This window comes from Mucilaginibacter sp. Bleaf8 (assembly GCF_018390515.1).
Taxonomy (GTDB): domain Bacteria; phylum Bacteroidota; class Bacteroidia; order Sphingobacteriales; family Sphingobacteriaceae; genus Mucilaginibacter.
Genome location: NZ_JAHBBK010000001.1, coordinates 921,502 through 941,489, shown reverse-complemented (window position 1 = coordinate 941,489; position 19,988 = coordinate 921,502). Strand labels below are relative to the sequence as shown.

General features: G+C 45.1%; 18 protein-coding genes. 4 read left to right on the top strand and 14 right to left on the bottom strand.

Going from position 1 to position 19,988, the window contains the following annotated elements:
* Positions 1 to 15: 15 nt before the first annotated feature.
* The 7 genes from KHS38_RS22200 to ku form a co-directional block, all read right to left on the bottom strand.
* Entirely contained in the window at positions 16 to 690 is a 675-nt protein-coding gene (locus KHS38_RS22200) for a choice-of-anchor I domain-containing protein (protein WP_249665269.1), read from the bottom strand.
* Between the two features lie 28 nt (positions 691 to 718).
* On the bottom strand, positions 719 to 1,015 hold the full coding sequence (locus KHS38_RS22195) for a choice-of-anchor I domain-containing protein (protein WP_249665268.1): 297 nt from the start codon (positions 1,013 to 1,015) through the stop codon (positions 719 to 721).
* 340 nt (positions 1,016 to 1,355) lie between these two features.
* Entirely contained in the window at positions 1,356 to 1,895 is a 540-nt protein-coding gene (locus tag KHS38_RS04190) for an MOSC domain-containing protein (RefSeq protein WP_213487257.1), read from the bottom strand.
* 14 nt (positions 1,896 to 1,909) lie between these two features.
* Positions 1,910 to 2,296, bottom strand: a complete 387-nt coding sequence (locus KHS38_RS04185; RefSeq protein WP_213487256.1) for a DUF3037 domain-containing protein — start codon at positions 2,294 to 2,296, stop codon at positions 1,910 to 1,912.
* Positions 2,274 to 3,068 carry a HipA family kinase gene (locus KHS38_RS04180; protein ID WP_213487255.1) on the bottom strand — a complete coding sequence of 265 codons (795 nt, stop codon included), beginning with the start codon at positions 3,066 to 3,068 and terminating at the stop codon, positions 2,274 to 2,276. Before KHS38_RS04180 ends, KHS38_RS04185 begins: the two co-directional genes overlap by 23 nt.
* Positions 3,069 to 3,267: 199 nt before the next feature.
* Positions 3,268 to 5,793 (bottom strand): DNA ligase D, encoded by a 2,526-nt coding sequence (gene ligD, locus KHS38_RS04175; RefSeq protein ID WP_213487254.1) that lies wholly within the window; start codon positions 5,791 to 5,793, stop codon positions 3,268 to 3,270.
* Between the two features lie 3 nt (positions 5,794 to 5,796).
* The gene (ku, locus tag KHS38_RS04170) at positions 5,797 to 6,567 is read right to left on the bottom strand and encodes a non-homologous end joining protein Ku (RefSeq protein WP_213487253.1); all 771 of its coding nucleotides are present in this window, start codon (positions 6,565 to 6,567) and stop codon (positions 5,797 to 5,799) included.
* 260 nt (positions 6,568 to 6,827) lie between these two features.
* Here ku and KHS38_RS04165 point away from each other — a divergent pair, with 260 nt between their 5' ends.
* Positions 6,828 to 7,226 carry a hypothetical protein gene (locus KHS38_RS04165; protein ID WP_213487252.1) on the top strand — a complete coding sequence of 133 codons (399 nt, stop codon included), beginning with the start codon at positions 6,828 to 6,830 and terminating at the stop codon, positions 7,224 to 7,226.
* 1 nt (position 7,227) lies between these two features.
* On the opposite strand, the gene KHS38_RS04160 is transcribed toward KHS38_RS04165, so the two are convergent.
* From KHS38_RS04160 to KHS38_RS04140, 5 genes are all read right to left on the bottom strand, one after another.
* Positions 7,228 to 7,551, bottom strand: a complete 324-nt coding sequence (locus KHS38_RS04160) for a hypothetical protein (RefSeq protein ID WP_213487251.1) — start codon at positions 7,549 to 7,551, stop codon at positions 7,228 to 7,230.
* A gap of 142 nt (positions 7,552 to 7,693) precedes the next feature.
* Positions 7,694 to 9,343: a pectate lyase family protein gene (locus KHS38_RS04155; RefSeq protein ID WP_249665267.1), complete on the bottom strand. Its 1,650-nt coding sequence runs from the start codon at positions 9,341 to 9,343 to the stop codon at positions 7,694 to 7,696.
* A gap of 279 nt (positions 9,344 to 9,622) precedes the next feature.
* Positions 9,623 to 11,215 (bottom strand): M20/M25/M40 family metallo-hydrolase, encoded by a 1,593-nt coding sequence (locus KHS38_RS04150; protein ID WP_213487250.1) that lies wholly within the window; start codon positions 11,213 to 11,215, stop codon positions 9,623 to 9,625.
* A gap of 140 nt (positions 11,216 to 11,355) precedes the next feature.
* Entirely contained in the window at positions 11,356 to 12,606 is a 1,251-nt protein-coding gene (locus KHS38_RS04145) for a DEAD/DEAH box helicase (protein WP_213487249.1), read from the bottom strand.
* Positions 12,607 to 12,694: 88 nt separating this feature from the next.
* Positions 12,695 to 13,078 (bottom strand): response regulator, encoded by a 384-nt coding sequence (locus KHS38_RS04140; RefSeq protein WP_213487248.1) that lies wholly within the window; start codon positions 13,076 to 13,078, stop codon positions 12,695 to 12,697.
* Positions 13,079 to 13,166: 88 nt separating this feature from the next.
* On the opposite strand from KHS38_RS04140, the gene KHS38_RS04135 reads away from it, so the two are divergent.
* Positions 13,167 to 14,078, top strand: coding sequence for a YitT family protein (locus KHS38_RS04135; protein WP_249665266.1), 912 nt, complete (start codon positions 13,167 to 13,169; stop codon positions 14,076 to 14,078).
* A gap of 130 nt (positions 14,079 to 14,208) precedes the next feature.
* A complete protein-coding gene (locus KHS38_RS04130) occupies positions 14,209 to 16,410 on the top strand; it encodes a tetratricopeptide repeat-containing hybrid sensor histidine kinase/response regulator (protein ID WP_213487247.1) in 2,202 nt (733 codons plus the stop codon).
* Between the two features lie 77 nt (positions 16,411 to 16,487).
* Here the strand turns inward: KHS38_RS04130 and KHS38_RS04125 are convergent, their stop codons facing one another.
* The gene (locus KHS38_RS04125) at positions 16,488 to 16,760 is read right to left on the bottom strand and encodes a hypothetical protein (protein WP_213487246.1); all 273 of its coding nucleotides are present in this window, start codon (positions 16,758 to 16,760) and stop codon (positions 16,488 to 16,490) included.
* A gap of 284 nt (positions 16,761 to 17,044) precedes the next feature.
* Between KHS38_RS04125 and KHS38_RS04120 the strand changes: the two genes are divergently transcribed.
* On the top strand, positions 17,045 to 18,154 hold the full coding sequence (locus KHS38_RS04120) for a glycoside hydrolase family 43 protein (protein WP_213487245.1): 1,110 nt from the start codon (positions 17,045 to 17,047) through the stop codon (positions 18,152 to 18,154).
* Between the two features lie 79 nt (positions 18,155 to 18,233).
* Here the strand turns inward: KHS38_RS04120 and KHS38_RS04115 are convergent, their stop codons facing one another.
* Complete coding sequence (locus tag KHS38_RS04115) at positions 18,234 to 19,943, bottom strand: amino acid permease (protein WP_213487244.1); 1,710 nt, start codon at positions 19,941 to 19,943, stop codon at positions 18,234 to 18,236.
* Between the last annotated feature and the right edge of the window lie 45 nt (positions 19,944 to 19,988).

Below are 19,988 nucleotides of genomic sequence, written 5' to 3'. Positions count from 1 at the left end.
ATTCCGGCGATTTACTTATATGGTTTTAGGTGTATATACTTTTATAACACCGTCGTTCTCGCTACTTACAACCAGCAGGCTCTTTTTGGTAGGGCTGTTTTTTGCCGGGATGATAAGCACACCTTCCGGCGCATCGCCGCATTTAAGCAATTGTAAAAATGCAGGTTTGGCCGGATCGGTAACATCATAAACGGCTACGGCATCGGCTCTTTCCAAACCTACAAAAGCAACGTTCTTTTTGCCTATTTTGCCAATGGTTATACCTTCGGGCTCTACAGACTTATCGTCGCTGCGGCCGTCATCATAGATACCGGCAGCAATGGCTTTAACGTCAACTTCGTTTTTGCTGTCAAATACTTGCTTGCCATCATTGCCGTTCCAAACGCTGAAAGAACGCGCACCGAAGGAATACAGCTCGTCCAGGTCACCGTCGCCATCAGTGTCGCCCAGTGTCGTCGTGATGTTTAAGCGGCCTAACTGCTCATCCTGTTTCAGCGTAGCTGCATTCGGGAATTTAGCTGCATCCAGTTTTACGTCTTTGTCTTTAATACGTTTAACCTCACTAAAGGCCGAATACTCACGGGCATCGCCCTCGTTGGCGGTAAATAAATAGGGGGTACCGTTTGATTCAAGTACGGCAATAGCATCGGGCATATAAACGCCTTTTACGTTCCATTTTGCCAGCGTCATGCCGTTATCTTTATCGCTTGGATCAATTTCATTGCCGTCGGTACTCGCCCTCGTTGGCTGTCAGAATATATTTGCCATCGGGCGAAAAGGTAACCATATCGGGCAATGCACCTACGTTAATCACCTTTATTTCGCTGTAATCGCTGGTTTTAAAAACGGCAATTTTACCATTGGCCTGTTTGTCGGTTGATTCGATTGCGGCAGCTAGCTTGCCATCTGATACGGATACACTGTTAACCGAGCCGCCATAAGGCGCCATGCTGATGGAAGTGATAACGCTCATGTGTGCCGAGTCTTTAAAATCAATGATATCTATCTTGTTCACCGTGCCATTGTTTACAACAAACAAACGGTTGGTAGTTGGGTCAAAGGCTGATATTTCGGCAGCACCGGCATCGCCAATATCAAGCGAACCTGTTTCGGCAAACGTAGCCGGGTCTTCGTTTACAAAAACTCGGTTTCCGGATCGGTAGGCTGATTGTCCTTTTTACAGCCTGCCAGGCTGGCAATCAGGAGAGCAGAAAGTAAATAGTGCTTCATAAAGTATTGGTTTATGTAAGCATCAAAGCTATCCTCGTTGTATTAAGGGAGATTAATCTGACGGTTAATCAATTATTAAATAGCATAGATATGAGCAGTCAGAGATCAATTGTATAAAGCTTTTATTACAACCCTGTAAATAAATCAGTAGCAGGTAAACGTTCATCGATACCGTTCATCTTTACCGCATCGCCAACGCTGATAATACCGCCTTGTAATATGCGCGCGGTAATACCGCCATGGCCACGCACGGCGTTGTAACCACCTGCACCTAAATTTTCTTCCATACGCGAGCATGGATGGCATTCGCCGGTGTATTCCAATAAAGTATTGCCCACCCAAAAAGTTTTATCTTTTAAAGCCAGCAGGTTGATCCCTTTAACTACAATGTTACGCCGTATTATGCCCGGCGACAGATCCGGCAGTTGCATGATAGACGCAATAGCATCCAGGTGTTCTTGTTGTATGAGGGTAACCTGCCGCTTACTGCCGGCTGAACCCGAAAAGTGATCGCCTGCAAGTCCTTTTAAAGTTAGCGCCTCTACCTCATTTAATGAAAGCAGTGGTGCCTTGCGCTGAGGGCGAATGCCTATCCAGCATACTTTGCCTTGTTGGGGCAGGGTATCCAGCAGCTTTTGCAATGGCGATGATTTGGTTAGCTTCATACAACGCTTATCACTTAGAGCACTTGCTGTGCGTGTAGTTTGGTTAAAGTTTGGTGCGCCTCGCAGTTGCACAAGCCGGGGTGTACTTTGGATGCCTGTACCACCGTACTGCGGGTAGCAGTAAGCCACCTGAAACGCGATGCGATATCCAGCATACCAATAGGCCCACCACCTTTTCCACCGTTACATATTTTCTCAAATGCTTCGATGTTACCTTTCAGTTCGTCAATATCCAGCACGGGTGCAAATGCACGTATGCGGTCTTCATTGATAGTGAACTGGCATTGCAAAAACTTTTGTTTGGGGCAATATAATATCACGCCGATATTTAAAAATTCCTCGCGCTCCACCCTGGGTACAACGCGTATTACGGCATACTCAAATAAGTGTGGCTCTGGCATTTTGCGCTTCTTTTACAAATGTTTCTGATGATGCAACCCGTATCTCTAAAAAGCGGGCATAAACCTCACGTCGCTCGGCAGCAGTTTCTTCGATTGAACCGCCTGTAAGCCATTCGTCGGGTACAAGGTTTACAATTGCTCTTATACGTTCTGATGTTAACAGCGTACGGAACTCCGCATCCACAGCTTCCAGTTCGCTGGCTTGGGGCAGCAGTACATGGTCTTTGATCAACGTAAATGGTTTTTTAGCCTGCTCTTCCCAATTTTGCCACGAGTGATGAAAGTATAGCGCCGCGCCATGGTCAATAAGCCAAAGCTCCTTGTGCCACATCAGCATATTGGTATTACGGGGTGTACGGTCAACGTTTGTCAGCAAGCAATCCAGCCATACAATCTGCGATGCCAGCTTTTCATCAAGCGTGGTCAGCACAGGATCGTACGTTATGGCACCCGACAGGTAGTGCAGTGCCAGGTTTAAACCTACACTGGCTTTCAGCAAATCCTGTATTTCCTCATCGGGCTCCGAGCGGCCAAAAGCTGTATCCAGGTTGGCAAACACAATTTCCGGTATTTTGAAGCCCAGCGTCCGGGCTATCTCGCCACCAATCAGTTCGGCAATCAAAGCCTTTACACCCTGCCCGGCACCCCGGAATTTAAGTACATATAAAAATTCATCATCTGCCTCGGCAATGGCCGGCAGCGAACCGCCTTCGCGCAAAGGCGTTACATAACGCATTACGTTAACGGTTCTGAGTTGCGGATTATCGTTCATAATATGATGCTAAACGAAACAGGGACGAAAATTAGGCAATTTGTTTGGCTTTGGACGTACTGCTTGCGTTTTTCACTATCGTTAGTGGTGTCAAACTTTTTGTTATCTGCTCACTGTAGTAAATCGGAGGCGATGTAAGTTTGGTGGTACTATGTAGGCCGAGAACTTACTACACTTCCTAATGTATAAACTGTTCTCATCAGCCCTTTTCACTCTTCATTCTTTCTAATCCCTTCTTTAAATCCTGCTTTTTTTTATGTAAGTCCTGCCAAGGGTCTTCTACGTTAGCCAAGCGGTCTTTAATTGTATGGATGGTGAAGTTGGCCAGCGATAGGCTGTCGTTCACTTCATGCCAGTGTAGCGGTGTGGATACCGTTGCGCCGGGTTTTGGACGTACGGAGTAGGGGGCTGCAATGGTTTGGCCACGGCGGTTCTGCAAAAAGTCGATATAAGTTTTGTTTTTGCGTTTGGCCGGGTTGCGTTCTACACTGGTAGTTTTGGGTAACTCATCATGTACCACGTTGGCCACATATTCGGCAAAGGTCTTTACAAAATCATAGTCGTATTTGCCGCCCAAGTAGCAGTAAATATGCAGGCCCTTAGAGCCGGATGTTTTGATAAAGACTTTTAGCTTCATCCGGTCAAAAATCTCTTTGGTTTTTAATGCAACTTCAACCGCCTCGGTAAACGGCACGTCGTGCGGGTCAATGTCAATCACCACGTAATCCGGGTTTTCGGGCGTTTTGTAATTGCTGAGCCACGGATTGATTTCAATACATCCTAAGTTTACCACATACAACAGGGTTGCTTCGTCCTGACCAATGATGTAATTAATATCCTTATCGTTACTTTCAGAATAAAGTTTCTCGGTTTTGATCCACTCTGGCAAATGGCTTTCATCCACATCTTTTTGGAAAAAGCCCGGATCATCAATTCCATTCGGCTGGCGGCGCATAGATAAGGCCTTACCTTTCAGAAAAGGCAGGATATGCGGCGCTATATCCTTGTAATAATGCAGTAATTCGCCTTTGGTAATGCCTTCTTTTTTCCAGAATAGTTTGTGCTGATGCGTGAGCTTTACTTTTTTGCTGCCATAGCTCACTATCTCCTCGTCTGGAAGCTGACCGCTATCGCCGGCTACTTCCTTTAACACATTGTTTGCTTCTTTGTCCATACGTAATCCTTTAAATACCGGGTGGCGCATAATGCCGTCGGCTGTCCACTCGGCATAAAACACTTCGCATACCAGTTCGGGCTTTACCCAGGTAATAGGGCCGTGGTAGCTTACTTTGTCTTTAAATGGTTTAAGGCCGGTTTCGAGCGGTTCAAGCCGCCCATGTAAATCTTTCAGTGTTTCGGTATCAAAGCCGGTGCCGCAGTTGCCTACATATTTAATTTCATCCCCCTGGTTGATACCCAATATCAGCGAGCCGATATATTGCCGCTTGCCTTTGGGTTGGGTATAGCCGCAAATAATGGCTTCCTGCGATACCTGAATTTTGAACTTCAACCACCGGTCAGACCGGCGGCCGTTCTCGTAAACGCTATGGCTGTCTTTACCAATAATGCCTTCCCAACCTTCTTTCTGGGCTTGCACCAGCAATTCCGTGCCATTACCAGTGGAATGGGATACATATTGCATCGGCGCATCAGCCGGGAAGGTATCCATCAACGCACGCAACAGTTCTTTGCGTTTAATGAGCGGCATACTGCGCAGGTCATGCCCGTCCAAGCTAAGCAGGTCAAACACGTAGTACCGTAGCGTAAGCTTGTTTTTTTCGGATGCATAGTTTTGCAGATCCTGAAAATCGCTGCGGCCATGCTCATCCTCCAGTACAATTTCGCCATCCAGTACGGCTTCGCGTTCAATGGCTTTTAAGCTGTTTAATACCTTTTCATACTTGTTGCCAAAATCGAGCCCGTTGCGCGATATCAGCGCAGCAGCCTTATTGGTGTAGCCAATGGCCCGGTAGCCATCCAGCTTAGGTTCATACAGCCAGTTCGGGTCGTCAAATACTTTTTCTTCCAGCTTGGCCAGCATGGGTTTGTAGGCGTTATCAGCTTTATCCTCATCCTGCTTTTTGGAAGATTTTGCCTTTTTTGCCGGTTGATTTACGCCAACAAGCGGGTGCTTGGGTAGCGATTTTACTTTACCCGTTTTATTGTTCTTCAGTTCCTTGATGTTGTCGGGTACAAAGGCTTCACTGTCAAATTTGCTGGTCACAGCAAACTCGTCCTTATGTTTAATAAGCAGCCAGGAGTTATCATCGCCATCGCGGTTGTGCAGTTTTACCAGCGCAAACTCACCCTGCAAAATTTGCCCGTGCAGCTTGAATTTTAAATTGCCCAAGTGCAATCCCGCGTGCAGGGTTTTAACATCCTGTTTGCGGTCTTCGGCCAACGATTCGTAAGTGCCATGATCCCACGTAATAACTACGCCTGCACCATACTCGCCGTTGGGTATCACGCCCTCAAAAAACTGGTAATCATACGGGTGATCTTCCACCATCATGGCCAACCGCTTGTCGCCGGGATTCATGGACGGGCCTTTGGGCACCGCCCAGCTTTTGAGCACGCCATCCAGCTCCAGCCTGAAATCATAATGCAAGTGCGATGCATGATGCCGTTGTACTACAAAGGATAGCGCCTTGCCTTTACTTTTGCCTCCTTTAGGTTCAGCTGTTTTATTGAAATTGCGCTTGGCCTCATACTTTTCCAAACTCATATTTTATGCTCCTTTCCGGGTTTGCAGGCTTTCCATCAATTGCTCGTACAGGTCGGTGCTGCTGGTTTTAGCCACCTTCATTTTCTTGATGGTTGGGCGTTTGCCTTTGGCTTTTGCACGGATGATTTTCAGCAGTTCAGTTGAGTACTCGTTTTTAAATTCTGATACATCAAAATCTTCGGTGTATTGCTTAATGAGCGCTAAACCCATGTCCAGTTCTTTCTTGGTTACACTCTCATCATCGGGTAGCTTCAAGTCGTCCTGGTTGCGCAGTTCCTGGGCAAACCGTATACGGGTGATAACCAGCGCATTTTCTACCGGATGTATTACGCACAGGTTTTCGGTATTGCGCAGTACAAAGCGACCTAAGCCAGCCTTGCCCGACTTTTTGAGCGCCTGTAGCAGCAGCGCATAGGCTTTGGCATTTTTGCCGTCGGGCTCGGCATAGTAGGAAGTTTCATAAAACATAGGGTTAATTTCTTCGGCCTCTACAAAATGCTCAATGTTGATAAGCTTGCTTTTTTCAGGACTGGCGTCTGCAAAATCCTGCTCTTCCAGTACCACATAATCATCGTCCATTTTATAGGCACGCACTATTTTATCATATGGCACTTCTTTATGCGTATGTTCATTCACGCGCAAAAAACGAATGCGTGAGTGATCGCGGCTGTCGAGCATGTCCAGATCAAGCGAGCTGCTTTGTACGGCCGAATATAATTTGATTGGAATGTTAACCAGTCCGAACCCGATAGAACCTTTCCAGATTGATCGCATAGCTATTTAGTTTTTAGTATAACCACTGGTTTTCAAAATCGGTTTTAACGGAACATTAGCGGTTTACAAAATGCCGTTAATAGATTTACTTGCAAGTGGCTGCTATGTAGTTGATAAATAGCTTATTGGTTTTTTGTTTTGTGGAATTCTCAACAGCAGTGTTAGTAACTTGTGTGCCGATGTAGAGAAATAGGCAATGCCTTTTGGCATGGCAGGCGTAGTTGTTGATACATTTGGCCTATACGTAAACACACTGCCACATGACTGACGAATTACAGCAAATTCAGCAAGCACTGAAAAATATTGTACTAACCTACATCGAGGCACAAAAAATCAATACCGAACCGGTGTACAACTCGCGCATTTATGGTGCCGAAACCAACATTAGGGTAATTGCCAATAAACGGGTACCGTACCTCATGTACGATATCATGAAACAACTGCATGTACTGGATGATATTGAATTTGAGCAGCCCGAGGCATCAGTGCATTATGTAATACAGATTATATCCAGCATAACCAGTTTTGAAAAGATCTGGGAGCAGTGCCTGGTTAAATGGGGGAGCTACTCGCGTATTCAGGTTGCCTTGCAGAACCTGTTTGACCTAGATAGCGAAATTCGTACAGAATTTGAAACGCTGCATTTAAACAACGATTGACTTAATAACGCCACAATTCCGGATGATCGCGGTAATGATTGATCTGTTCAATCAGTTGTTCAATATCTTCATTGCTGAGCTCGTAACTGCCGTTTGATGTGTAAGTAAACATCCGGCCCGGCAGCTCAAAGGTTATGTACCCAAAATAATCCGGGTTGGAGATGTTAAGATCGAGATTGGGTTGACGGGTAATATCGTCATTGTCCCGCTCGTCTTTAAATACGTGATAGGTGTGGGTAATTACCGCATGCCCGTCGGCATGGGCCTGGGTATCAGGTAAAATTTTAAAGGTTTGCTGGCCAATGGCAACATAAATCGGATTCATACGCTCGCTCTCCTAAATAGTTACTTCTAATTAAGTTTCGGCTACTAAAATTGTTTACTGATTATAGGAAATCCGCACAAATAAAAACGACCAACCTGTTTAAGGCTGGTCGTTTTTTATTGAATAGAGTTTTGAGGCGCAATTATTTTATAGCCGGTACCACCTGGTTGAGCGGAACAATGCTGTTCAGGTATACTTCTATATTGGTATAGCCGTTTTCTCCTTTGGCCTGCAAAACGGCGTCTGCAGCGTTACGCGGGTTTAGGCCATGCTTGGTTTCATAAACATCGGGCATGCCATCACTGTCGGTATCTTTGTAAGGCGTGCCTTTGTATGCCGGGTAACCGCCAACCTGTGCCGGGTCGGTGATGATGCCTTGTTTATAGGAATCATCGGGCAGGCGATGTTTCAGATACTGGCTGCCTTTGCTGTTAGCATAGCCCTCTGCATAGGTAATTTTACCGGTTCTTACTTCCTGTACTATGCGGCTGTCAACCGCATCACGTTTAGGCAGGGTAGCGCCAACGTTTGCCAGCACATATTGATAGGAATTGCTGGCAGTTAACATTTTGATCTGCGGCATTGGGAAGGGTTTGTCAGACCGGATACTATCTGTATAGCGACCGGCATCAGCCATATCACCAATTTGTATGCCGCCATCCCAGTTGTTTTTAGTAACGCGCTCGTTACCCTCAATGATATTGCCGCTGGCGTATACCCGCCCAAACAGCGTTGATTTATCCTTGGCGCGGCCCGATTCCGGTTTCAAAATGCGATGACCTATGGGTTTATCCAGCGGTGTAATGGGGCCGGGCTTGTAGTAGTTATTGATGAAGTTGAACAATGAGTTATTGTCGCCGCCATCGGCGCTGCGGTTCCACCAGTTAAATATTACGTTGTTTACAAAGTTGAAATCGCCGTACATACCTACTGATGGGTTACGGCTGATATTGTTGGCCCAGAGGTTGCGTACAAAGGCATTGTGCAAGCCGCCAATGGTACTGCCGAATGCATGGTTATAGGTATCCAGTGCTTCCGAAAAAATAGAGTTCTGGATGGTGACGTTTACCGTAGGCATCTTTTCCTGCTTGGCGCCATTACGGTCGTACACGTGGCGGTAAATTGACATATTCTCGTCTAATCCCCAGCTGGCCGAAACGTGGTCAATGATGATATTACCCACCGGGTTGCCACCCAGGGCATCATCGCGGCGGGCTACATCGGTAGCGCCCCGCCTAAAACGCATATAGCGTATCACCACATCATGGGTATTGATCCAAACAGATTCACCGGCTACACAAACTCCATCGCCCGGAGCGGTTTGCCCGGCAATGGTAATGTACGGCGCCCGGATGATGATCGGGCTTTTTAACTGAATAATACCCGCCACGTTAAACACAATAATACGTGCGCCACCTTGCTCGCAGGCCTCGCGCAGGGTGCCGGGGCCACGGTCGGCCAGGCTGGTTACCACGAATACCTTACCACCGCGCCCGCCAAAGGCGTAGGCTCCACCACCCTCAGCACCCGGGAAAGCCAGAATTTTAGCTTGCGGTAAATCGGACGGTTTGGCTGCCCAGGGGATAAACGGCTTGCCGTTCTTCTCATCACGCTGAATGATGGGCAGCGCTTTTTCCCATGCTGCATCCGAACTGCGCTGCTCGGCCGCCAGTGCAGAATCGGCCACGGCTTGTACTGATGGCGGAATATTAGGGTATTGAGCACGCGCGGTTTGGCATGCGGCCATACCGGCAGCCAGCGCCATAGTGCTTAGCAAGTATTTAGTCTTCATTGATGCGGTTTGTACCAATTGGTTATTCCAAGCATGTTTTTGTACCTTATTACATGCTTTATTTTAGGTTATCAGTAACGGCTTAGGCTATACCTACTTGTTCAAATATCCATTAAGCACAACTAAGTTTTATGTAGCATTTTTTCATGCTCTTGTACAATGTTTGCTTGTAAGCTAGTTGGGTGGCTAAATTACGTAACATCGTTGTGAAGAATACTATATAAACACAAGGGCGAATAGTGTTTTACTATTCGCCCTTGTGTTGGTCTGCGCTTGCTGCTATTTATCCAGTCCGCCTCGGCGGGTTGGCTGGGTTACAGCAGGCCATTTATATTGTTCGCCGGTTTGCGGGTTAACAGGCATCACCATGCGCTCGCGTGATGTTTTGTTTGGATCTTCGGATGCCATGTAAGCCAGTATAGCCGTTAGTATGGCGTTGTTGCGTACATCATCAAACACAATTTTATCATACGTATCGCGGTTGGTGTGCCAGGTATAGTTACCATATGACCAGCTGTTGGAGCTTAACGAGAATGCCGGAGCCCCTGCTGCTACAAACGAGGCAAAGTCAGACCCGCCGCCGCCAGGCATGCCCGGGAAACTGGTTTGGATCTGATCGCGTATGTTGGCGGGAACTTTGGATAACCAGCGGCCAATGTAATCGTACGCATGCACAAAGCCCTGACCTTGTATGCTTACCACGCGGCCGGTGCCATTATCCTGATTAAACAGTGCCTGCAGGTTATTTACAATTTCGGGATGATCTTGTACAAAAGCACGTGAGCCGTTAAGTCCTTCTTCTTCGCTGCCCCAATGGCCAACTAAAATAGTACGTTTAGGATTAGGGTAAATCTTTTTCAGAATACGCATCGCTTCCATCATCGTAAGAGTGCCAGTACCATTATCGGTTGCACCGCTGGCACCATCCCATGAATCAAAGTGGGCCGACAGTATTACGTATTCATCAGGCTTTTCTGAGCCTTTAATTTCGGCTATCGTGTTAAATGTTGGCACCACGCCCAGTTCTTTCGATTCGGCATGTACGCGGATTTGTGGTTTTTTACCTGCTTCGGTTAAGCGGTATAACAAGCCATAATCTTCCAGGGCAATATCCAGCGTAGGTACTTTTTTAGTATAGGCGCTAAAAATTTTATCCACGCCAAACCCTGCCGACCAGTTACAGGTAATAATACCTGCTGCACCGGCTTTTTCAAGCGCTACCGGAAGTGTACGTGAGTTAAGGCCGGTTTTCAGTATGCGGCTGCGCCATGCCTCGGTTTGTGCGGTACGCGCTGCTTTCATTTTGTCGAATGATTCTTTAGTAGCAAATTCCTGCCAGTTATAGTCAGGCCGGCCGGTAGGCTGGTTCATCGAAATCATTACAAACTTACCTTTCACCGTGGGCAGCCAGCTTTTGAAGGCTACAGAATCTGCCAGATCAGGTAAAATAACCATTTCGGCAGTTACCGTCCTTTTACCCATTCCGGGGCTCCAGGCCAGTTGTGTGCCTTCCAGCGATCTTACACGCGGGTAAACCATATCAATATGCGACACACCGCGTTCCCAGCCACGCCACTCACCCCATTTTTCGTTACGTGCGTTTACACCCCAGCTTTGGTATTTGGCTACCGCCCAGTCGTTGGCCTGTTTCATTTGCGGCGTGCCTACCAAACGTGCACCAATACCGTCAAGCAGTTCCTGAGCCAGTTTTTCGAGCTGGGAATTGTCTGTGCCCTCTTTTACAATCTGATCAACTATGGGGTCTTTGGTTTGCGCCCGGGATGTTGCCGATGCCATCAGCAAACCCAAAAGCAATGCTTTGGAGCCACTTTTAAGTGGCAAAAAGGATAGGTGAGTAGTATTAAATTTCATGAAGCCAATATAGTAAATTGCCCATTGCAGAAACAATGCAGCAGGTATTGTATCATGATTTATACGCATAAGCGCTTTGCCTGTTAATTAATGGCCGCAAAGCATAATGGCCCGCTGTAAAGCGGGCCATTAGAAATTTTTTATGCAGAAGGGGCCGGTTTATTATTCTGCGGCTTGTTTCCTTTACGTGCCGGTCCTTTCTTGTTATTCCAGCGGCGGTTTTTGTTTCTGTCGTTTGAGGGTGTGTTTTTAAACACTGGTGCCTCGCCCAATTCAGGCGGTAAAATACCTTCCGTAATTTCTTTATCAATAAGCTCCTGAATACTTTTTAGCTTACGTTGATCGCGCTCATTGATCAGCGTAATGGCAGTGCCGGTTGTGGCAGCACGTGCAGTACGGCCAATACGGTGTACGTAATCTTCAGGATCGGGCGGAGCATCATAATTGATAACCAAATCAATACCTTCCACATCAATACCGCGCGATAGGGCATCCGTACCGATAATCACCGGGAGTTGTTTGTTTTTGAATTCCAGCAAAATCTCCTCCCGCTCGTTCTGCTTCATGTCTGAGTGAAAAGCGTTGGCATTGATCTGCCTTGATTTCAAGTCTTTGTAAAGTGCTTTTACTTTTTCTTTGGTCGACGCAAAAATGATGGTACTGGTGTATAAACCGCTTTTTAGAAGATGTACTATCAGTTTGGTTTTTTGCTCATCGTATACCTTGTAAACGATCTGATTAATGCCTTCGGCAGGTTGCGAAATGGCAATATTAATCTGCTCCGGATCCTTTAGAATGGAGCCGGCAAGCTTGCGAATTTTAGGCGGCATAGTTGCCGAAAAAAGAAGCGTTTGCCGGTTGCCGGGCAGGTAGCTTACTATGCGCATAATATCTTCCTGGAAACCCATATCCAGCATACGGTCAGCTTCATCAAGAACCAAATATTTCAGATGGTTTAGTTTCAGCGCACCTGAGTTTAAAAAAGCAATGAGCCGGCCAGGAGTGGCAATTACAATATCCACCTTGTTTTGCAGGCCGCGCTTCTGGTTTTCATAAGCCATGCCGTCGCCGCCGCCAAAAATAGCTACCGAACTGATTTCGGTAAAGTATGCCAGGCCTTCCACCTGCTGGTCTATTTGCTGGGCAAGCTCGCGTGTGGGCGCTAAAATAAGTGTGCTGATCTGGTGGCTGGGCGTAGGGCCAATCTGGTTTAAAACAGGTAACAGGTAAGATGCTGTTTTGCCGGTTCCTGTTTGGGCACAGGCAATAATATCCTTACCCTCCAATATCACAGGTATGGCCAATTGCTGAATGGGCGTAGGGGTTTTGAATCCCATGCTATCTACACCTTCAGTCAGTTGCTCGTTAAAATTAAAATCTTTAAAGGTCAAAATCGGGTAAATGTTTCTGTATGTAAGTTATAACGGGCTAATATAGCAACAATCAGGCATTTACCTCAATATGCCGGTAAATAATTGATTAGCTGGCCGCCCGGCTCCGGTTAAGGCAATGAAATATCTTATCTTTCAAGGCATCAATATCAAACGGCTTCTCAAGATAATCGTCCGCTCCTGACTCTTGTGCCTTGCGGGCCACATCCATACTGGCCGATAAAAAAATAATCGGAATATCTTTGGTAGATGCCTGTCGTTTCAATTGTTTGCAAACCGCTACACCATCGTGCCCCGGCATTTGTATATCCAGCAATACCAAATCGGGCTGGGCCTTAATGGCTTGCAATACAGAGGTGCCGTCATTTACGTTCAAAACTTCGTAGCCCGACATATTTAAAATAGCAGAGATGGAATCAACTATAGCTTTATCATCGTCCGCAACTAATATCGTTTTCTGCTTAGTGTCCATAGTCAAATGGTAATCAAAAATTGCGCCTAATTGTTATATTTACGAAAAACGTAATTTTTTAAGTTTCTAACTATATAATTTTTTGCGCATGATGGTAAGACCCAGAAGTAAATGGTACCTGGTAATGATACAGCTATTTTCGAATTTCAGAAGTAAAATTTTAGGCCTTGTACAGGTAATTCTGGGTATACTTTCGGCAGGCATGGGCTTAAAGGGGTTCTTGTTGTCGAGCCATTTTATTGATGGTGGGGTAACCGGTATTTCCATGCTGGTAGCTGATATCACGCATCTGCCTATCTCCATCCTGATTTTCGTTATCAACCTCCCATTTATTGTATTGGGATACAAACGGGTAGGCATTGCATTCGCTATCCGGAGCGCATTGGCTATTGCTGGTTTATCTGTTTGCCTAGCCTTTGTGCATTATCCGGATGTAACGCACGATAAGTTGCTTACTTCGGTATTTGGTGGCTTTTTTATAGGCGTGGGTATTGGTTTGGCTATGCGCGGCGGGGCCGTGTTGGACGGTACCGAGATTGCTGCACTGGTGGTCAGTAAAAAAAGCCATCTGCTTAAAGTTAGCGATATTATACTACTGCTCAATGTAGTCATCTTTGGGGCTGCAGCTTTCTTTTTAGGTATTGAGTCTGCCATGTACTCAATTCTTACCTATCTGGCGGCATCAAAAATGATCGACTTTATACTAAACGGTATTGAGCAGTATACAGGTATTACTATCATATCGCTTAAAAGTGAAACCATACGTAAAGTGATCACCCACAAACTGGGCCGCGGCGTAACTATTTATTCCGGTAAAAGTGGCTATGGTAAAGATGGCCAGGTAAACGATCCGCGCGATATTGTATTTACAGTAGTTACCCGGCTGGAGATACCGGTGTTGAAACAAGAAATCCTTAAGGTAGATCCAACAGCATTCATCATACAACAAAGTATTGACGATACAACAGGCGGATTACTTAAGCGCAAGGCACTGCATTAATTTGTATAATTAATAATATTATAAATCTGTATAGCAAGTAATATCGTAGAGTTTTTGTAAATTAGTGCATTGCACTAACCATCGACAAACCCTTTTTACACACCATAATATTCGCTAATACGGCCTTTGCATGAGTGAACTTCCTACAAATTATACAGATGAAGTAAACAGCCTGTTAAATAATGCTTATCGTAGCCGTATTAATAACCTGCAAAAAAGCATTCAGCTTGCTAAGCAAGCTTTAGCCGTTAGCCGGCAACAAAACGATGTAGCCTTAGTTGGCAACAGCCTGAACAAGCTATCATTGTTTTACATGATCAGAGGCGCTTATAAACGCGCTGTGGCCATGGCAAAAGAGGCTATTAAAAGTTTCGAGGTATTGGGTGATGAAAAAGGTATAGCCGATGCCAAGTACTGTTTGGCAGGTGTTTATTATAAAACTGATAATTATCATTTAGGGCTGGTTAATTTAATCGATTGCCTGAGTACCTACAAAAGGTTTAATGATTATCACAACATTGCCCGCACGCATAAATCACTGGCTACCATTTATGAATACCTGTGTGATCAAAAAAATGCATTGCGCTCATATGAAAGTGCTATTGATGCCGCCCGAAAGGTTAAGGATACAGACCTGATCGCGAACGTTTATAACCCATTATCAGGCATATACCTTAAGCAGGGCAAAATTGTAAAAGCAACCCGTGTTATAGAGCAGTCTATAGCAATCAAGCATCGCACTGGCGATGTAAGAGGTATGGCCTTTGCACTGTATGGGCGTGGCAAGATAAATCTGAACCAGCAACGCTTTCCCGAAGCAGAGCAGGACTTTCTGAAGGCGATAGAAATTCATCAGCAAATGGGTGAGCGCCTGGGAACAGGGATGGCTTATTACAAACTGAGCAAGCTTTACGTAGCCATGGGCGAGGCCGAAATGGCTAAAAATATTTTGGCCGAAGCTTTACTGTTTAGTGAAAAGTACAATACGCTTATCATCAAGTTTAAGTGCAATCATCTGCTTTATCAAATACATAAAGGGCAAAACAACAGCTCGAAGGCGCTCGAACACCTGGAATATTATATGACCCAGCGCGAAGCTGTTATCAATACACAAACCCGCCAAGTGATTGAGAATTACGAGCTGATGCTCCAAATGGAGTCGGTAGAGAAAGAGGCCCACATGGAGCGCGAAAAGGCCGAGATGATAAAAAAGCATGAGCGGGCCGAACAGTCGGCTAAAATGAAGCAGGATTTTCTCTCCACCATGAGTCATGAAATACGCACGCCGCTTAATGCGGTTGTTACCATCTCATCGTTACTGAGTGACAGAGACAATGACGAGGAAAGGCAGCTTCTTGACTCGCTCAGGTTTGCCTCAAATAACCTGCTGCTGCTCATTAATGATATCCTCGACTTTAATAAGCTGGATAACGGCCGTATGCAGCTCGAGAACCGGCCATGCAACCTGCATGTGCTGATGCAGCATATCAAAAAAACGTATGTGTTTTTGGCTACCGAAAAAGGCTTAAAACCGTACCTGTTTATTGATCCGCTTATTGCCGAGGCATATGAGCTGGACGAAACTAAATTAGCGCAAATATTGGGTAACCTGATAAGCAATGCCATCAAGTATACTGATGAGGGCAAAGTAGTGGTTGAACTGTTGCTGATGGCATCGCATGATGAAATAGACACTATTAAGTTTAGAGTTACCGATACCGGCGTTGGTATACCAAAAGAATATTACGGTGAAATGTTCGAAAGCTTTTCTCAACCCAAATCTATCACCACGCGTAAGCAGGGAGGTTCGGGTTTAGGTTTGGCCATCGTAAAAAAACTGGTAGAGTTGCATGGAAGCCAAGTACATTTTAAAAGTGAGGTAGGTAAGGGGTCAGAGTTTTACTTTGAACTTCAATTAAAAAGAGCCAGGCAAAGTGAACAGGCACCAACCAAAACAAAGCAGCAATTGCATAATAGGGTGGCCCTGCTGGCCGAAGATAATATGATTAATGCTATGGTGGCCCGAAAGTTATTATCTAACTGGGGTATTACGGCCGAACATGCAGTGAATGGTTTGGATGCGATAGACAAGGCCTGGCAAAAAACGTTCGACTTTATTTTGATGGACATCCACATGCCGGAGATGAACGGCTTTGATGCTACTGCACACATCCGAAACAATGATAACCCCAATATTAAAACGCCGATTTTCGCCCTAACGGCTGATATTACAGCCGAAGGGCAGGAGCAGTATCTCAACTATTTTACCGGTTTTTTACGTAAGCCAATTGAGATTGACAAGCTTTACAAGGCTTTGTTAGAAGTATGTTAACGGGCATAAACTGAACTAACTAAAAAAGCTTACCTGTGAGGTAAGCTTTTTTAGTATAATATATAATAATAACTCTTTTAACTTAAGTCAAAGGCAACGCAAAAAGCATCGCTGCACTCTTCCAAAATGTTTGAATCCAGATCGGGGTTGTATTTAAGTTTTGGCACCCGGGTACTTAAATCCAGGTTGCAATCCACATAATCGCGTACTAAACTCGGGTGTTGCTGTCCGTTAACGCTTTCCCGCTCAGTAAACCATTGCAGGTACTTTTCCTGAATAGAGTAAAGTAAATCGTAAAATCTTTGCCGCTGCACTAGATAAGAGCTCAGCAAGTTGGTCTCCTCAATCATATATAGTTTAGTTAATTAGGCAATTGGTGCGTTTTTACGTTTGTATACGCAAAACGAAATTCAAAAGATATACTCCAAAACAAAAATTTCTGAACGAAACTGAAATTTTTTTAGGCTCCTGAATAATTATCTTCTTGTCTATAAAAATAATTAACCGTTTTTGAAAAGTCAATACTCTGATAACTTTTTCATTACAATTTTTTTACACGGCAAATAATTTTGATTAGCTCATATTTTTCGTTTCTTTATGCAACCGATTGCAAAACTTATTTAACCTATCAATTATGCTAAAAATTAAACATTTGCCAGCCTTGGCCTTAATAGGCGCGGCAGTTGCTTGTCAGGGTAACAAAAGCAGCCAGGCTAACAGTGCAGATAGTATTACTGCCACAAAAGATACTAACAAGACGGCTAAGTTTATTTCCAAACCTTTAGTGAGTCACATTTACACGGCCGACCCGTCGGCACATGTGTTCAACGGTAAAATATACATTTATCCATCGCATGATATTGATGCCGGGGTTCCGGAAAACGACAACGGCGACCACTTTGCCATGCGCGATTACCATGTGCTTTCTATGGATAGCATAGGTGGCCCTGTGAAAGATAATGGTGTGGCACTGGATATAAAAGATATTCCCTGGGCTGGCCGGCAGCTATGGGCGCCCGATGCGGCTTATGAGAATGGCACATACTACCTTTATTTTCCGGTTAAAGATAAGCAGGATATGTTTCAGATAGGGGTAGCCACCAGTAAGTCGCCCGTAGGGCCGTTTAAGGCGCAGCCGCAGCCTATTAAAGGGAGCTTTAGTATTGATCCAAGCGTTTTTAAAGATACCGATGGCAGCTACTATATGTATTTTGGTGGTATATGGGGCGGCCAGTTGCAACGCTGGGCTAAGGGTACCTACGATGCCAATGGCTCAAAAACAGATTTAGGTAAAGATAACGAACCTGCATTAACCGCCAAGGTTGCCAAACTGGGAAAAAACATGCTGGAGTTTAGCGAAAGCCCAAAAGATGTAATGATACTCGATGAAAACGGCAAGCCGCTGTTAACTAAAGATCATGACCGCCGCTTTTTTGAAGGATCGTGGATGTATAAGTATAATGGCAAATACTATTTCACGTATTCAACCGGCGATACACATAGATTGTGCTATGCCATTGGCAGCAGCCCTTACGGGCCGTTTACTTACAAAGGCGTTATTCTAAAACCAGTACAAGGTTGGACCACGCATCACTCCATTGTAGAAATAAAAGGTAAGTGGTACTTGTTTTACCATGATACCGAGCTATCAGGCAAAACCTGGTTACGTAATGTAAAGGTAACCGAACTGAAACACCGCCCCGATGGCAGTATTGAAACAATAGATGAATTTGTAAAGCCGTAAGTACGAATCCTATATAAATAAAAAGGCGGACTGATTAGTCCGCCTTTTTATTTATATACTTCTCATTAAGTAGTAAATATTATAATGCTGTTCCTGCACTTTCTTTACCTAACCGGCTATTTTTATAGCTATAGCTAAAGTAAATAACTAAGCCAATAATAAGCCATGCCAAAAACCGGAGCCAGTTGGTGTATCCAAGCTCGGTCATTAAGTAAAAGCAGCTCAATAGGCCTAAAACCGGTATTAAAGACAGGTTTTTAACAATAGCCAATACTGTTAAGGCAGCCGAAAGTATAATGAAAAGAATGTAAGGAAAATTATGATGGCTGTTTTCGCCCGAAAATAAACCCAACATCGGTTTCCAGAATATAACCACACCCGCAATAAAGATTACCGGGGCAATCCATTTGGCGTTAATGTAAGGTATTTTAAACTTACCCTTTACTGCTTCTTCCCTTGGTAATAACAATACGCCGCCACAAACCAGCACAAAGGCAAACAGGGTACCAATACTGGTAAGGTCGGTTACCTCTGTAAGATTCATGAAAAGAGCCGGTATGGCTACTACAAAGCCAGTAACGATGGTAGCAAAAGATGGCGTTTTGTGCTTAGGGTGAATACGCGAAAAAGCTTTCGGCAACAAGCCATCGCGGCTCATGCTCATCCATATACGGGGTTGCCCCAGTTGGAAAATAAGTAACACACTGGCTGTGGCAATTACCGCACTTACCGAAATAACGTAGCTGATTTTATTTAACCCAACTTTTGCAAATACAAAAGCTAATGGGTCGCCCACTTGTAAATCTTTGTAGCTCACCATGCCGGTTAGTACAAGGGCTATCAGTACATACAAAACGGTACAGATAATGAGCGAGTAGATCATGCCTTTAGGTAAGTCGCGCTGTGGGTTTTCGCACTCCTCGGCCGTGGTTGATATGGCATCGAAACCTATGTAAGCAAAAAATACGCCCGATACGCCTTTCATCACCCCCTTAAAACCATTAGGCATAAAAGGATGCCAGTTGGCCGGTGTAACGTAAAAAAAGCCAAGTAGTATTACGGCAATTACCACACCTATTTTAAGTAATACCATAGCGTTGGTAACCTTTTTGGTTTCGCGTATGCCAATGTATACCAAGTAAGTAATAATAGCTGTAATGAGCAGTGCAGGGATGTTTGCGATCAGTTTAAAACCGGCTACATCCGGGGCGGTTGCCCAGGCATGCGCGGCATGTTTCATGGTATCGGTAATATCGGTACCTTTGCCGGCTGCGGTTAAAGCCGTTATATCATTATGGGCCCGGTAGGCCGAAAAGTAATCCAGAGTAAGGTAGGCCGGTACGTGAATGTGAAAGCCTTCCAGCAGGTTCACAAAGTACTGGCTCCAGGATATGGCTACGGCTATATTACCGATAGCATACTCCATCAGCAAATCCCAGCCGATGATCCAGGCTATCAGTTCGCCAAAGGATGCGTAGGCATAAGTATAGGCACTGCCTGCTACCGGTATGCGCGATGCAAACTCGGCGTAGCACATGGCCGAAAATCCGCAAGTGATGGCTGTAAGTACAAAAAGGATGGTTACGCCGGGTCCGCCGTTAAAAGAGGCTTCGCCAATAGTTGAGAATATGCCTGCGCCTACAACGGCGGCAATACCCATCAGGGTTAAGTCTTTTACGCGCAGTTCTTTTTGAAGATGATTGCCGGAATGTTCACTGTCACTAAAGCCGCTTTGTACGTCGGCTAAAATCTTATCTAAAGATTTTCTTCGAAATATACTTTTCGACATCTAAGTTTAATCAATTACCAAGCATCAAACATACCAAATTTTTGA

What these genes read in the sequence shown, in the direction of transcription:
- KHS38_RS22200 (WP_249665269.1), bottom strand. Translation starts at nt 690, where the DNA reads ATGACGCTGGCAAAATGGAACGTAAAAGGCGTTTATATGCCCGATGCT.
- KHS38_RS04190 (WP_213487257.1), bottom strand. Translation starts at nt 1,895, where the DNA reads ATGAAGCTAACCAAATCATCGCCATTGCAAAAGCTGCTGGATACCCTG.
- KHS38_RS04185 (WP_213487256.1), bottom strand. Translation starts at nt 2,296, where the DNA reads ATGCCAGAGCCACACTTATTTGAGTATGCCGTAATACGCGTTGTACCC.
- KHS38_RS04180 (WP_213487255.1), bottom strand. Translation starts at nt 3,068, where the DNA reads ATGAACGATAATCCGCAACTCAGAACCGTTAACGTAATGCGTTATGTA.
- ligD (WP_213487254.1), bottom strand. Translation starts at nt 5,793, where the DNA reads ATGAGTTTGGAAAAGTATGAGGCCAAGCGCAATTTCAATAAAACAGCT.
- ku (WP_213487253.1), bottom strand. Translation starts at nt 6,567, where the DNA reads ATGCGATCAATCTGGAAAGGTTCTATCGGGTTCGGACTGGTTAACATT.
- KHS38_RS04165 (WP_213487252.1), top strand. Translation starts at nt 6,828, where the DNA reads ATGACTGACGAATTACAGCAAATTCAGCAAGCACTGAAAAATATTGTA.
- KHS38_RS04160 (WP_213487251.1), bottom strand. Translation starts at nt 7,551, where the DNA reads ATGAATCCGATTTATGTTGCCATTGGCCAGCAAACCTTTAAAATTTTA.
- KHS38_RS04155 (WP_249665267.1), bottom strand. Translation starts at nt 9,343, where the DNA reads ATGAAGACTAAATACTTGCTAAGCACTATGGCGCTGGCTGCCGGTATG.
- KHS38_RS04150 (WP_213487250.1), bottom strand. Translation starts at nt 11,215, where the DNA reads ATGAAATTTAATACTACTCACCTATCCTTTTTGCCACTTAAAAGTGGC.
- KHS38_RS04140 (WP_213487248.1), bottom strand. Translation starts at nt 13,078, where the DNA reads ATGGACACTAAGCAGAAAACGATATTAGTTGCGGACGATGATAAAGCT.
- KHS38_RS04135 (WP_249665266.1), top strand. Translation starts at nt 13,167, where the DNA reads ATGATGGTAAGACCCAGAAGTAAATGGTACCTGGTAATGATACAGCTA.
- KHS38_RS04130 (WP_213487247.1), top strand. Translation starts at nt 14,209, where the DNA reads ATGAGTGAACTTCCTACAAATTATACAGATGAAGTAAACAGCCTGTTA.
- KHS38_RS04125 (WP_213487246.1), bottom strand. Translation starts at nt 16,760, where the DNA reads ATGATTGAGGAGACCAACTTGCTGAGCTCTTATCTAGTGCAGCGGCAA.
- KHS38_RS04120 (WP_213487245.1), top strand. Translation starts at nt 17,045, where the DNA reads ATGCTAAAAATTAAACATTTGCCAGCCTTGGCCTTAATAGGCGCGGCA.
- KHS38_RS04115 (WP_213487244.1), bottom strand. Translation starts at nt 19,943, where the DNA reads ATGTCGAAAAGTATATTTCGAAGAAAATCTTTAGATAAGATTTTAGCC.